Source organism: Paenibacillus sp. FSL R5-0887 (assembly GCF_038002305.1).
Classification (GTDB): Bacteria; Bacillota; Bacilli; order Paenibacillales; family Paenibacillaceae; genus Paenibacillus_AQ; species Paenibacillus_AQ odorifer.
Genome location: NZ_JBBOCE010000001.1, coordinates 1,044,959 through 1,058,612 on the forward strand (window position 1 = coordinate 1,044,959; position 13,654 = coordinate 1,058,612).

Annotated in this window: 10 protein-coding genes; 9 read left to right on the plus strand and 1 reads right to left on the minus strand. The window is 40.2% G+C overall.

Annotated features, from left to right (window positions below):
* The first annotated feature begins 194 nt into the window (after positions 1-194).
* From MKY14_RS04880 to MKY14_RS04900, 5 genes are all read left to right on the plus strand, one after another.
* Positions 195-1,163, plus strand: a complete 969-nt coding sequence (locus MKY14_RS04880) for an ABC transporter permease (RefSeq protein WP_076129315.1) — start codon at positions 195-197, stop codon at positions 1,161-1,163.
* 29 nt (positions 1,164-1,192) lie between these two features.
* Positions 1,193-2,089, plus strand: coding sequence for a carbohydrate ABC transporter permease (locus MKY14_RS04885; protein ID WP_036678249.1), 897 nt, complete (start codon positions 1,193-1,195; stop codon positions 2,087-2,089).
* A 72-nt stretch (positions 2,090-2,161) separates the two neighbouring features.
* Positions 2,162-3,847, plus strand: a complete 1,686-nt coding sequence (locus MKY14_RS04890) for an extracellular solute-binding protein (protein ID WP_175617374.1) — start codon at positions 2,162-2,164, stop codon at positions 3,845-3,847.
* A gap of 171 nt (positions 3,848-4,018) precedes the next feature.
* On the plus strand, positions 4,019-5,599 hold the full coding sequence (locus MKY14_RS04895; protein WP_076185961.1) for a response regulator: 1,581 nt from the start codon (positions 4,019-4,021) through the stop codon (positions 5,597-5,599).
* A 16-nt stretch (positions 5,600-5,615) separates the two neighbouring features.
* Positions 5,616-7,409 (plus strand): sensor histidine kinase, encoded by a 1,794-nt coding sequence (locus tag MKY14_RS04900; protein ID WP_076185958.1) that lies wholly within the window; start codon positions 5,616-5,618, stop codon positions 7,407-7,409.
* 37 nt (positions 7,410-7,446) lie between these two features.
* Here the strand turns inward: MKY14_RS04900 and MKY14_RS04905 are convergent, their stop codons facing one another.
* The gene (locus MKY14_RS04905) at positions 7,447-7,653 is read right to left on the minus strand and encodes a DUF1657 domain-containing protein (RefSeq protein WP_036678243.1); all 207 of its coding nucleotides are present in this window, start codon (positions 7,651-7,653) and stop codon (positions 7,447-7,449) included.
* Positions 7,654-7,860: 207 nt separating this feature from the next.
* On the opposite strand from MKY14_RS04905, the gene MKY14_RS04910 reads away from it, so the two are divergent.
* From MKY14_RS04910 to MKY14_RS04925, 4 genes are all read left to right on the plus strand, one after another.
* The gene (locus MKY14_RS04910; protein ID WP_076129318.1) at positions 7,861-8,721 is read left to right on the plus strand and encodes a DUF421 domain-containing protein; all 861 of its coding nucleotides are present in this window, start codon (positions 7,861-7,863) and stop codon (positions 8,719-8,721) included.
* Positions 8,722-9,580: 859 nt separating this feature from the next.
* Positions 9,581-10,858 carry a right-handed parallel beta-helix repeat-containing protein gene (locus MKY14_RS04915; RefSeq protein ID WP_340012735.1) on the plus strand — a complete coding sequence of 426 codons (1,278 nt, stop codon included), beginning with the start codon at positions 9,581-9,583 and terminating at the stop codon, positions 10,856-10,858.
* A 199-nt stretch (positions 10,859-11,057) separates the two neighbouring features.
* A complete protein-coding gene (locus tag MKY14_RS04920) occupies positions 11,058-12,500 on the plus strand; it encodes a spore germination protein (protein WP_076185956.1) in 1,443 nt (480 codons plus the stop codon).
* The gene (locus MKY14_RS04925; RefSeq protein ID WP_340975905.1) at positions 12,497-13,648 is read left to right on the plus strand and encodes a Ger(x)C family spore germination protein; all 1,152 of its coding nucleotides are present in this window, start codon (positions 12,497-12,499) and stop codon (positions 13,646-13,648) included. The genes MKY14_RS04920 and MKY14_RS04925 overlap by 4 nt, the downstream gene beginning before the upstream one ends.
* Positions 13,649-13,654 lie beyond the last annotated feature (6 nt).

Here is a 13,654-nt window from a genome sequence, read left to right on the forward strand (position 1 = left end):
TATTCAAGCTTAAGGAATATGAGAAGAGCTAATGCAAGAGAGTGTCAAAGTATCAATAATAGTTGTTTTGTCATATATTTTTGAAAGCGCTTAAACCTTATGATTATTTTATAAATGTTGCAACTATAGCGGAGGGAGAAAGGACATCAATTATCTGTACATATCTTCAAAATCATCACAAGGAGGATTCACCTATGGCGAACGCAAGCGTCGCACCAGACAAGAGATCCGGACCGAATCTCAACAAGCAACGAACTAGCGGGATCAGACGCTTTTTTAAGCAAATAGATCTACAGCTTATGGTATTACCAGCACTTGTTCTAGTTTTTATTTTTGCCTATATCCCCATGTACGGGATTCTAATTGCATTCCAGGATTACAAGTTAGGGAATAGCTTTATTAGCAGTGACTGGGTTGGCTTAAAGCACTTTATTTACTTCTTTAATGCTCCTGAATTTGAAGTGGTTATGAAAAATACAATCATTATCAGCTTACTGAAGTTTTGTTTTGGGTTTCCTGCACCGATTATTTTGGCGTTAATGCTGAACGAAGTCCGTAAGATGTTCTTTAAACGGGTGATTCAGACCGTTACTTACTTGCCTCACTTCTTATCTTGGGTAGTTATCGGCTCAATGGTTACCTCGATGTTATCCGTAGATAACGGCAGTATAAATATGCTGCTTGAGAAATTGAAATTCATTGATGAACCGATCAACTTCCTTTCCATGACAGAATATTTCTGGGGCATTTTAGTTACAACCAATGTATGGAAAGAAATTGGATTTGCTTCAATCGTGTACTTAGCTGCCATTGCTGGTATTGACCCGCATTTATACGAAGCGGCTTCGATGGATGGTGCAAGTCGGTTTAAACAGATATATTTGATAACGTTGCCTTCAATTATGCCAGTTGTAATCATCTTTATGATTTTGGCAATCGGTAATCTGGTGAATGCAGGATTCGAAGATATTTTGATCCTAGCTTCCAATCCAGCTCTGCGAGAAGTGTCAGATTCAGTTGATGTATATGTTGTACGTGTCGGTATAGACAATTTCAGGTACTCCTATGCGACTGCTATCGGATTGTTCAAGGCCGTGATCAGCGTGACATTACTTACCTTTGCCAACTTCATTGCCAGAAGAGCAGGGAACAGCTTGTGGTAATGAATTACTCAATATAGGGGGACCAAACTATGAAACGTATTAATATAGGAGATCGAATATTTATAGGATTCATATATGTATTTTTGACCTTACTGGCATTTTCCGCTTTTTATCCATTTTGGAACTCACTTGTTATTTCCTTTAATGAGGGGATGGATACTTCGAAAGGTGGAGTTACTTTCTGGGTCCGTGAGTTCACGCTTGAGAATTATAAGATCGTTTTTGAAGATTCTCGTCTAATGGGTGGATTCGTCATTGCTACATTGCGGACAGTAATCGGTACAGTAACAGCGATACTGGCCACTTCGATATTCGCTTATGGAATGTCGAAGCGTGAACTGATGGGTCGCAAATACTACATGATTATGTGTATCATTACTATGTATTTCGGTGGGGGACTCATTCCGTCTTACATGCTTATCAGAAGTTTAGGTCTCTTCAACTCATTTTGGGTGTTTATAATTCCTGCACTGGTCAGCGTATGGAATATGATCATATTCCGGACCTTCTTTCAAGGCCTTCCACAAGGTTTAGAGGAGTCAGCAAAGATTGACGGTTGCGGATATTGGGGGACTTTTGTCCGCATCGTACTTCCTTTGTCGGGACCAGTTATAGCAACATTATCTTTGTTCACAGCAGTAAATCACTGGAATGAGTGGTTCGTAGCGAGTATTTACATTACGAAAGAGGAGTTAATGCCGATTCAGACCATCTTAAGACAGATATTGTTCTCTAATATTGCTTCAGAACAGCTGTCTAATGTAGATGCAAGCTCCATTGCTCATATTAACTCGGCAAAGAAAATAACCTCGAAGTCATTAACGATGGCTACGATCATGGTTGCAACCATTCCGATTGTATGTGTGTATCCATTCCTACAAAGATTCTTCGTTAAAGGGGTCTTGGTCGGATCATTGAAAGAGTAGGATGATAGAATGAGAATGGGTTTAGAGCGTATTGCTTTGAACATAGATTACAAATTGAAAGGGGAAAATACATTGAAGACTAAGAGAAAGATGCTTCTCGGTATGATGTCTACCTTGCTATTAACGACTTTGGTGGCGGGTTGTGGTGGCAACAATTCAAGCGCTCCGGCGGCAACTGCTGAACCAGAGAAAGAAGGAGGAACAGCGGTCAACACAGCAACTGAAGCACCTGCGGCTGATTTGTATGAATTAGGGAAAGAACCGCTTGAAGTCTCATTCTACGGAAATTACGGCTGGTATCAAATGCCGAAATGGGGCAAAGATGCTGCTTCTAAATGGATTTTAGATAATCTGAAGATCAATGTCACAGGAATTAGCTCTGGTGGTAATAACGCTCAAAAGCTGCAAACGATGATCGTTGGTAACGAGCTGCCGGATATTGTGTGGACCGAGAAAGGTGCTGACGTAGAACGTCTTCGCCAAGCGGATATGCTAGTTCCTTTGGATGAATATATTGATAAATATCCAAACTTTAAGAAATACTTAACAGCTGGACATTTGGAATTGCTTCGGTCCCCTGATGGGAAGATCTATCAGCTGCCGAATTATTATACAACTCAGCCAAACGGAAATGCCGGTTATGCTATTAATAAAAAGATTTACAAAGAGCTTGGTTCTCCTAAGCTAGAAACGACAGATGATTTGTATGCTTATTTAAATGCTGTTAAGGCGAAGTTCCCTGACGTTATTCCGTTCGAGACGGGTTTAGCGAGAGATGGTAACGGAATTGACCAGTTATTCTCCTCTTTTAAAGAGAGTAATCTGTCGTATACTAGAATATACGCCGTACCTGATGGCGACAAAATGGGTTCGATATACAAGGATGAAGGATTCCGTGAGTCAGTTGTATTTGCTGCTAAATTAATGCGTGAGAAGCTAATGACGCAGGATGCGAATACTCAAACAGAAGATCAAATTAGAGAGAAAGCGATGAATGGCAAGTTTGCTGTTATTGCGACTTTTGATCCAATGAAATTGCTCGCCACTGCTGATGAAGAGATGAAGAAGACGGATCCGGAAGCTGGATATATGTTTATTAAACCGATTTACAAAGCTGGTTTGGATCAAAGTAAGATTACTCCAGGAACGTATAATCAGTTAGGTTGGAACGTTGCTACAATCACTAAAAACGCTAAAAATCCAGAGGCTGTATTCGCTATGCTTGACTGGATGACAGGACCAGAAGGTTCTATGGTTCTTAACTGGGGTCCTCCAGGACCAGAAGGTTATTGGGATGGATTTGAAGCAGATGGACTTACTCCTAAATTTAATAAAGATAAATATCTGAATGAGCCAGAAGCTCTGTCCGAAATTAACGGAAAAGCCGGTGACTTGGTATGGGTAGGTAATACTGTTTTCTTGGATAATACAAAGAAAATGATGTTGCAAACCCTTCCAGCTGACAAGATTGACTTTAGTAACCGTTGGCAGATGGAAGTAACTTGGGCTTCGCAAGGTGACTTTACGGAGTTCCTGAATTGGGATCCGGCTCCAGACAGTGAAGAAGGGATTATCAGACAAAGTGTCAGAGATATCTGGTTAACAGCAAGAGCAAAATCGATGTATGCGAAGACTGATGCAGAAGCATTAGCAATTCTTGATAAAGCACATGAAGATTCTATCAAGGTTGGCTATGAGAAATTCCTTGATTATGTAACAAAAGTATGGACAGAAAATAAGAAAGCTTTAGGTAAATAATAATTTGTAATACGAAGGTTTGCTATTTAGCAAGCCTTCGTTTTTACGTCCCATTTCTTGTACTCATTGTTTTATCAGCTGTTAGGGAAGAGAATGAATGGTATACTGAAAAAGATTGGTTAGTAGAATTCAGCTGGTTGGATTAAAACATTTCAAAGGGGGATTGTGTTGATGTACAACGTATTATTAGTAGACGATGAGATGCTTGATCTTGAAGGCATGAGACAATTCATTCCTTGGAATGAACTGGGTATGCAGGTCGTGGAGGCAGCGAATAACGCGTTTACGGCATGCGATATTTTAGAACAGCATGTTATTGATATTATTGTTAGTGATGTGAATATGCCGAATATGTCGGGTCTAGAGCTGGCTCGGATTGCCATAGAGAAAAAAAACGATATACGTGTGATTTTTGTAAGCGGTTACCAGGATTTCAGCTATGTGAAACAGGCGCTTTCACTAAAAGCATATAGCTATGTCCTTAAGCCAATGGATGACAAGGAACTTATTGCTGCACTACAGAAAGTAAAGCAGGATTTAGATGATGAAAGTAAACGGCGTGACGTTGAAGAAGCTTATCAGCATATGATTCCTATGGCCAAGAATGATTTGTTGATCCGCTTATTTGAAGGGGAATGGGAGGGGGACACTCAAGCTGGAATGTTAAAGCTTATGAAGTCCTACGGTCTGGATAAGCTGGAATGGCCTATACGTGTGGCGGTTTTGGAGCTGGATTATTTCAACTGGTTGCAAGAACAGGATAATCTAACTAAACATCTAATGTCCAAGGACTTTCTGTATGAAGTGAATACTATTGCTCAGAAGCACGGTATGCCACATTGCTATAAGGTATCTTCTTATCGAATCGCGTTGTTGATTAACGAACAGGAGATGGAGAAGTTTATTGAAGAAATTTATGAGTCAATTCGCACAAAATTTCCTGTCACTATGACCGTAGGGGTAGGGAAGCCTACATTTGCTATGGACCAGGTCCACACCTCCTATCGGCAAGCTATGGAAGCCGTTGACGGAAAGATGTTTCTCGGCAAGGGCAAACTAATTATGTATGAAACGGTTAGCAGCGAACCTGGAATGATTGATGCCCGTACGTTGGATGCCCGTATGGATACACTTTTTAAAGCGATGAAAGAATATGAGTTAGTCCTTATTTATGACGAGATCGATAAGCTGTTTAAATCCGTGAGTAGTTTAAGATCTAAATTCACGATTCATAATCTAGCCATGTATATTATATGGAAGCTGGATCAGCAGTTGAAAGAGGTTAGTGAGGATTTATTTGAAATCTTAGGTATGGAGTTACATAGTTTAGATATTTTGCTTCAATTCGATACGATCAGTGATATACGCTCTTGGCTTGTACTCAAAACGTTTGAAATATCCGAGTATCTACGCAGTAAAACAGAGTCAGTGAACAATAAACTGATTAGAGAAATTATGCAAATGATGAAGGATAAGATGAGCGAGAATTTTACGTTAAAGGATATTGCACAGCAGTTCTCTTTCTCACCCAACTATTTGGGATATCTATTTAAAGAGGAAACTGGGAAAACGTTCAGCGAAGTACTCATTCAGCTGCGAATGGAACAAGCCGGCAAGCTTTTGAAAGATCCGAAGTGTAAAATCTATGAAATCGCGAGCCAGGTAGGTTACCGTTATCTTCCTTACTTCAGCAGACAATTCAAAGAAGCCTATGGTATGACACCTATGGAATATCGTAAGCGGGAGAAGTGATGGGGGATGATGTTGCATGAAACAACCAAGAAGTAAACATAAGTATGTGCCGATAGGGTATAAATTAATGCTGACGTATATTTTTTTCATTATTATCCCAGTATCTGTGATAGGTTTTGTCTCTCACTCTATGTACAATGATTCATTACGCGAGCATACAAGTTCGAATATTAAAGGTACGTTGTTGCAAATTCGCGATAATATTGATTATAAAATGGGGGAAGTTACCCGGATATCCACGCAATTATATAGTGATTATGATTTCTATCGGAATCTGCGAAGCTATGAAGAAGGCTGGGAGAATTATGACCGGATGTCTATGAAGGTACTTCCAAAGCTGGACGTAGCTATTCAATCAACGGGTATGAGGATTGGGATGTCGCTATTTTTAAAGAATGAATCCATTCCTGAGATCTATTCGAATTCACTAGAGGGCTATCTGGATAATAGTAGCTTCTATCATCTTTACCATATGAACCGGATTGAAGGGAAATCCTGGTATTATGATTTTCCAACCGAGAAATATGCGGAGACTATGAAATGGTGGCAGATTGAGCGCGATGTAGAAAATAATCGTATCTCGTTGCTACGTAGATTAATAGATACATATGATCCTCTTGTACCTAAGGAGATTGGCTTCCTGCGGATTAATGTAGGCATTCCAGATCTGTTCAATAGTGTGAATTATACGAAGATAGGAAAAGGAAGTATTCTAATTTTAAAAAACGAGTTCGGAAGAACGATGTACCAATCGGGAGAACTACCAGAGCACTATTCCAACGAAGCCGAACTTAATAAGGATTACCTGACGATTAGTGAAACAGTTACAGTTTCTAACCAAGCTTGGCAATTAAACGCGCTAGTTCCAATTACGATTCTTGAACAGGATGCAGTGAAGGTACGACTGTTTATTATTTTGATGTGTCTCATCTGTTGTGTAGTTTTTAGTTTTGTCGGCATATTTATATCCCGATATTTTTCAATTCGGATTAATAAGTTCGTGTACGTGCTGAATGCCTATCGGGAAGGTGATCTTCACAAGCGTATTTCCTATCGAGGCAAGGATGAATTCTCTCAGATTGCAACCGCATTAAATGATATGGGCGAAAATATCGATATGTTGATTAAAGAGGTATATTTGACGCAGCTCCAGAAGAAGGAAGCAGAGCTTGAAATTCTGCAATCACAAATCAATCCTCATTTTCTATATAATACGTTGTCATCTATTATTCAATTAGCCAAGTTTGGTCAAAATGAGAAGCTGCAGCAGATGGTGCTGGAATTAGCGAAGTTTTATCGCCTGACGCTTAATGAAGGACGAACCATGATTCCGGTCCCGACTGAAATTGAGCAGGCAAACGCTTATTTAGAAATTCAGAAAATTAAATACGGTGATCGTCTGGAAGTTATGTTTGATTTTGATACAGAAATCTGGCCTTATGAGACTATAAAACTGATTCTACAACCCTTTATCGAGAACGTGCTGAAGCACGCCTGGTGTGGTGATCACATTCATTTACGCATTGTTGGGCGTAAAGAGGGCAATGATATTCTATTCCGCATCATTGATGATGGAATCGGCATGAGACAGGAACGTATTGATCAAATTTTTGATCCAAAGGGCCACACGAATACAGGTTATGGGGTCCGTAATGTAGATCAGCGGATTAAACTGCAATATGGATCTGAGTACGGCGTAACCATTTTTAGCCGTGTTGGAATTGGCACTTCTGTTCAGATACTAATTCCTGCTAATAAGGGCAAGCGTGGCATTCGTTCGAATGTTGTACATGATGAAAAGGGGTCTTAAAGCTAGTTTTTCTAGCCTAAGACCCCTTTAATTTTAATTAAAATCCTTTATATTGAGGCTCTTCGGACTCCAATTCGGTTACCCGGTTCTCTACTTGAGTTACGATTTGTTGTGTTTGCTCGGCTGCGTTCGTGAACAAGGTTTTTGCACTCTCGTTTTGTGTTTCTAGTGCAAATTGTTCAAGACTGGCTTGAGCACCTTTTAAAGAAGATAAACATGTTTTAACTTGTGAGGCTACTGTCATTGAGTTTCTCTCCTCTGTGTTGGATTATTAGCATGACGAATGCTATTGTCCTCAAATGCTTCTAGCGTTATGCAGGAAAAAAATTCATACTTCTAGTAATAGATGATTTTCCATAAATAAGTAGTGAAATTCCGGATTGAATGCGCCTTTATTGACAAATAATGAGTGTTAGTAAACAAGTTTTGATTCAAAAGGAGGGTAATTGTAATGCCGGAGTGGTTAGAGGTTGTAGTTCGAACGCTCTTTGCTGTGGTTGTACTTTTCTTTTTAACAAAATTACTGGGAAAGAGACAAGTATCGCAGCTCTCGTTCTTCGAGTATATAACGGGGATAACCGTCGGCAGCTTAGCCGCTTACATTTCTTTGGATACGGATAAGTTATGGCATTTAGGGCTCATTGCACTGATTGTATGGGTGGCTTGTTCTTTAGGGATCGAATACCTTCAGATGAAGAGTAAAAAAGCAAGAGACTTTATTGATTTCAAGTCCACCGTACTAATTAAGGACGGAAAAATACTCGAAGATCATATGAAAAAAGAACGTTTAACCACAGATGAACTGCTGGAGGAATTACGCAAAAAAGACGTTTTCAATATATCGGAAGTGGAATTTGCGATTATGGAATCTGATGGAGCCATAAATGTTTTACTCAAGAGTGAATATCAGCCGGTAACCCCTAAGCAATTGGGTATAAAGGTTGCCCCGGAGAAAGAGTCGCAAGTTGTCATTATGGATGGTAAAGTGCTCGACAAACCATTAGACACCCTAAACCTGACGCGAAGCTGGCTGGATGGAGCCCTTGAGAAAATGGGTTTTACGGTTGAGAATGTTTTTCTTGGACAAGTTGATTCTTATGGTGAGCTGACTGTCGATTTGTATGCAGATAACTTTAAAGTCCCACAGCCGCAGGATAAGCCTCAATTATATGCTTTGCTGAAAAAGTGTGAAGCTGATTTAGAGATGTTCAGTTTATCAACAGATAACGAAAAAGCTAAAAAAATGTATGAACAATGTTCGGAGCAATTGCAGGCTTCACTGAAGGTTTTGAAACCGTTAATTCAAAGCTAAGGGTAAAGATAAAGGCACTCTCGAGTAAGATCGAGGGTGTTTTTTATATTAATTTAAATAAATGTAATAATATGGGCATAAAGTAGCTGTACAACTTCGAAATATTAATTATAGTTGAGATTAGGCTGGAGTTATAGATGACACAAGATTGGAGGAATGCCTTCGCTTTTTATTTACATCAGAAAACAAGGAGGAAGATGTTCACGTGAAACTAAAAGGAAGATTTTCATTCGGAATTATGGTTGCGCTTACAACTTCGCTGGTTCTAGGTAATTTGGCATGGAGTAACCCTACCGCTCAGGCAGCAAATATCTTCAGTAATGATTTTGAGAATGGAAGTGCCGACAATTGGATGAGTACAACAGGAACTTGGTCTGTAGTTGAAGAAGGTGGCAATCATGTGTATTACCAATCCAGTCAAAACGAAGGACGTTCGTTCTCCGGTAGCAACACGTGGACAGATTACAGCGTTCAAGCTGATGTGAAGATTGATGATTTCAATGGGACTAATCGAACTTATGTGTGCGGGCGCTATGTTGACGGAAATAACTATTATGCTGCATCTCTGTCTAACAGTAATGGTGGGACGCTTGAAATACGAAAAAAAGTGAATGGTTCAAGTTCAACACTGGCTAGTAAAACTGATTTTCCTATAACTACAGGGACTGCCTATACAGTTAGGCTAGAGCTTAGTGGAGATTCGCTTAAAATGTATGTTAATGATGTTTTACAGCTAAATGCACACGATAACATTTTGACAGCAGGAGGTATAGGACTTGTAGCTTATAAGACAGCAGCGAAGTTCGACAATATCAATGTCTCCGATATCACCACGGGCACTCCGACACCAACGCCTACTATAGCTCCAACAATTGCACCAACGGTAGCTCCTACGGCTACTCCAACAGCAAGCGCAACCCCCACTGCGACAGTAGCTCCAACCGTCACACCAACAGCAACACCAGTTGCAGGCTCTATTTATGTAGCTCCAAATGGTCTGGACAGCAACGCAGGAACAATTGGTAGTCCAACCACACTGGCCTCAGCGATTACGAAGGTAGCCCCCGGGGAAACCATCTATATGCGTGGAGGGGTTTACACGTATTCTTCAACAATAATTGTTGGACAAGATAATAGCGGAAGCTCTAACTTACGAAAGAACATCACTGCATATGGGACTGAGAAGCCTATATTGGATTTTTACGCTCAGCCATTTGACCCAGCTCAACGTGGTTTGCAGATATACGGTAACTACTGGAAGGTAAAAGGATTAGAGATAAGAGGCTCAGGAGACAATGGGATCTTTATTGGCGGGAACTATAACATTATTGAGAATGTTGAAACCCACCATAATCGGGATTCGGGACTGCAAATCAGCCGTTATGCTTCATCACTGACCAGCATGAGTCAATGGCCGAGCTATAATCAGATCATTGGAGTGTATTCTCATGATAATTATGATCCGGATAACGGGGAAGACGCTGATGGTTTTGCTGCTAAGCTGACCATAGGTCCTGGTAACGTATTCGATAAATGTATAGCTGCATGGAATACAGATGACGGCTGGGATCTTTACAGTAAATCAGAAACAGGCCCCATCGGAGTGGTGACGATCAAGAATAGTATCTCCTATAAGAACGGACAGACCTCAGATGGAAATTCAACGGCAAACAGTGATGGGAATGGATTCAAACTAGGTGGTGAAAAAATTGCAGTAAACCACATTGTGCTGAATAGCATAGCGTTTCAAAATAAAAAACACGGATTCACTTACAATAGTAATCCAGGTTCCATTCAGTTAACAAATAATACTTCTTGGAGTAACGGACAGAGTAACTTTGCTTTTGATGCCGGTACTCACCAATTTACGAACAACTTGTCTTTTGCTGGAGGATCGAGTGACAAAACAAGTGGAACCGATATTCTAAGTACTAATGTGTGGTGGAAAAGTAATGCAAGTACCAATGCCAAGGGTTTGGTGGCCAGTGCCGCTGATTTTGTAAGTCTTACACCTTCAGTGGTACGAAATGCAGATGGTTCTTTTAGTCTGGGCAGTTTCCTCAAATTAACTGGGGGTAGCGATCTAATCGGAACTGGAACACCTAGCGGAACTAATATTGGTGCAACTTTTCCGTGATTTGAAAGCTAGGGGTTTGAGCTCCTTATTTAATTGACTCTGTAGGATTAGATAGGTCATTTTATTCGATATTTTGATGGGCATGAGTCCGGTACTATACCGGATTTGTGCCTATTTGGTTTGTTTTAAGTATAAACCTTCCATCACGTTGGCAAACTAAGCCAGATTAACAAGTCACAATTTTGGAGGTAGTCTGCAGATGTCTGGAATTATTGAAACAATAAAAGAACAACTGGAAGGATCTAGTGATGCAGTTTTTCAAAACATTCGCCTTCATGGGCATTCCTGTGACTTGATCTATATCCCATTCATTGTAAATTCCCTGAGTCTTCATAAAGATATTGCATTGCCGCTAAAAAATGAAGCAAATTCAGAGCACAAATGGCCGGATTTTTTAGAACGACTGGATCGAGGAGCTGTTTTTCCCATCCCGTATCTTAAGGAGTTTGACATAAACAAGGCTGTGGATTTGATTGTCGCTGGAAAAGTAGTGCTTTATTTTGAAGAGCTTCCTTATGTTTATTATTTTGAGATCACGCAATATCAGAAAAGATCGGTTACGGAATCACAAAATGAACTTGTGGTGATTGGACCACAAGAAGCATTTATTGAAGATATTGAAACAAATCTGTCCCTGCTCCGACACAAAATTAAACATCCGGATCTAAAGACTATTCATTATACGATTGGTAAATATACAAAAACTGATGTGTATGTTGTATATATTGAAGGACTTTATAAAAAAGAAGTTCTTGCTGAAATTGAAAAGCAACTAAATGAAATAGATATTGATGGCATATTGGGCATTAGTTATATATCGGAACAATTACGGAAGGGGAACTTGACACCATTTCCGGTATTTCAATATACAGAACGCCCCGACTCGGTGGCAGCTTCTTTAATGGAAGGCCGGATCGGAATATTACAGGATGGCACACCCACTGCAATGATTGCACCTACCTCTTTTTTTACAATGCTACAATCCTCTGAGGATTATTATCAAAGCTTCTATGCCGCAAGCTGGATTCGAATGGTTCGATTTGTGTTCTCCATCCTATCGATGATTCTTCCATCGCTTTATGTTGCGATTACAACCTTTCATCCTCAGATCATTCCCTCAAACCTGTTAATTACGATAGCATCTGCCAGAGAGAACATTCCTTTCTCAGCATTGACTGAGGCTTTGATTATGGAGCTTACCTTCGAAGCCCTTAGAGAAGCTGGAACCCGAATACCAAAGCCTGTGGGCCAGACCGTTTCTATTATTGGGGGTATAGTCATCGGTCAGGCTGCGGTACAAGCGGGAATTGTATCCGCTCCAATGGTTATTGTTGTTTCCATTACCGGAATTGCCACCTACATTATTCCCCATTATGAGCTCGGTCTGACTTTTCGCTTACTTCGTTTCCCTTTATTGATTATGGGGGGAACAATGGGATTGCTCGGGGTATATATTACAGCTTTTTTGATTTACGGACATTTAGCTAATCTTAGACCGTTAGGCTCACCGTATTTACAACCCGTTGCCCCTTTGGTGTTAGAAGATTGGAAGGACACATTATCTCGCTTTCCCTCTAACTATATGAAGAAACGCAGCAAACTTTATAGCAACAGGAATCTAAGGAGACAGAATCAAAAATGAGAACTCTAAAGATAGGAGTTGTTATACTTCTACTCCTAAATTTAACAGGCTGTTGGTCGTCCAAGGTGGAACTGGACGAATTAACCTTTGTGTACGGCTTATTTATAGATGTAGGCAAAGAAGCAGGCACCGTTGAAATTACGATTAATTCTCCTTTGCCTAATCGTCTCAACTCGGGAAGCCAGCCCTCAAGTGGTGGCGGTGATGGGAATAGTTATTCTACAGTTTCTAAGACCGCAGATACGATCGCAGACGCCATGTTACTAGTTCAGAAAGATCTGACACGTCAACTTAGTCTTTCTCAATTGAAAATAATCGTCTTAGGGAAAGCTTATGCAGAACAAGGGATCGGTGAACTCTTATTATGGATTAGAAGAGAGCCAAGTCTCCCCCTTGGAACCTATGTCATGGCTAGTCCCGGCAGTGCAAAAGAGATGAATACATTAACACCTATCTATGAACAATTGCCTTCTGATGTACTGAGGAGCTTTGGAACAGAAAAATATATGTTTTCGACTACAATTAAGGACTGCATATTCGCTGAGGCATCGGGCGTTGGATTTGCTATAAATAATCTTTCATTTGGCAAAAAAGAAGAAACTACAAAAGAAGGTAAACCACAATATTGGGCAGGCATTCAAGGAGCTATGTTGTTTCAGAATGAGAAAATGAAGGGAATACTAAAGCTTAAAGAGGGGAGGGCATTGGCATGGGCCGCAGGCAAGCTTAAGCTGTCGGTTTATTCTGTTACCTGGGATGGTGGAGAAAGTGCAGCAAGTGTTGTATTTGTTAGCACCAAATCTTCGAAAAAAGTAAAAATAACGGATAAGGGTCCAGTTTTTACAGTGAAATTAAAGGGAAAAGCTAGTGTGATTTATTTAAGGGATCCTAAGAAAAGAAATCTAGAGGAGATCAGTAATATCATTACAGAGAAACTAAGCGATAAAGTAACTGCTAATCTGACCAAAGCTATACGTTTATCCCAACAAGCAGGTGCGGATGTTCTACAGCTCGGCATGTTGCTGGAATGGAATGATCCGAAACTTTGGAAGCAATTAAGAGAACGTTGGGATAATTACTACGCTCATGAGGCAGATATTAAGGTGAAGACGGACTTTCGGATTGTGGATTTTGGGACAGCAAAATAAAGAACT

Coding starts and splice junctions, on each gene's coding strand:
- MKY14_RS04880 (WP_076129315.1), top strand. CDS start 195: ATGGCGAACGCAAGCGTCGCACCAGACAAGAGATCCGGACCGAATCTC.
- MKY14_RS04885 (WP_036678249.1), top strand. CDS start 1,193: ATGAAACGTATTAATATAGGAGATCGAATATTTATAGGATTCATATAT.
- MKY14_RS04895 (WP_076185961.1), top strand. CDS start 4,019: ATGTACAACGTATTATTAGTAGACGATGAGATGCTTGATCTTGAAGGC.
- MKY14_RS04900 (WP_076185958.1), top strand. CDS start 5,616: ATGAAACAACCAAGAAGTAAACATAAGTATGTGCCGATAGGGTATAAA.
- MKY14_RS04905 (WP_036678243.1), bottom strand. CDS start 7,653: ATGACAGTAGCCTCACAAGTTAAAACATGTTTATCTTCTTTAAAAGGT.
- MKY14_RS04910 (WP_076129318.1), top strand. CDS start 7,861: ATGCCGGAGTGGTTAGAGGTTGTAGTTCGAACGCTCTTTGCTGTGGTT.
- MKY14_RS04920 (WP_076185956.1), top strand. CDS start 11,058: ATGTCTGGAATTATTGAAACAATAAAAGAACAACTGGAAGGATCTAGT.
- MKY14_RS04925 (WP_340975905.1), top strand. CDS start 12,497: ATGAGAACTCTAAAGATAGGAGTTGTTATACTTCTACTCCTAAATTTA.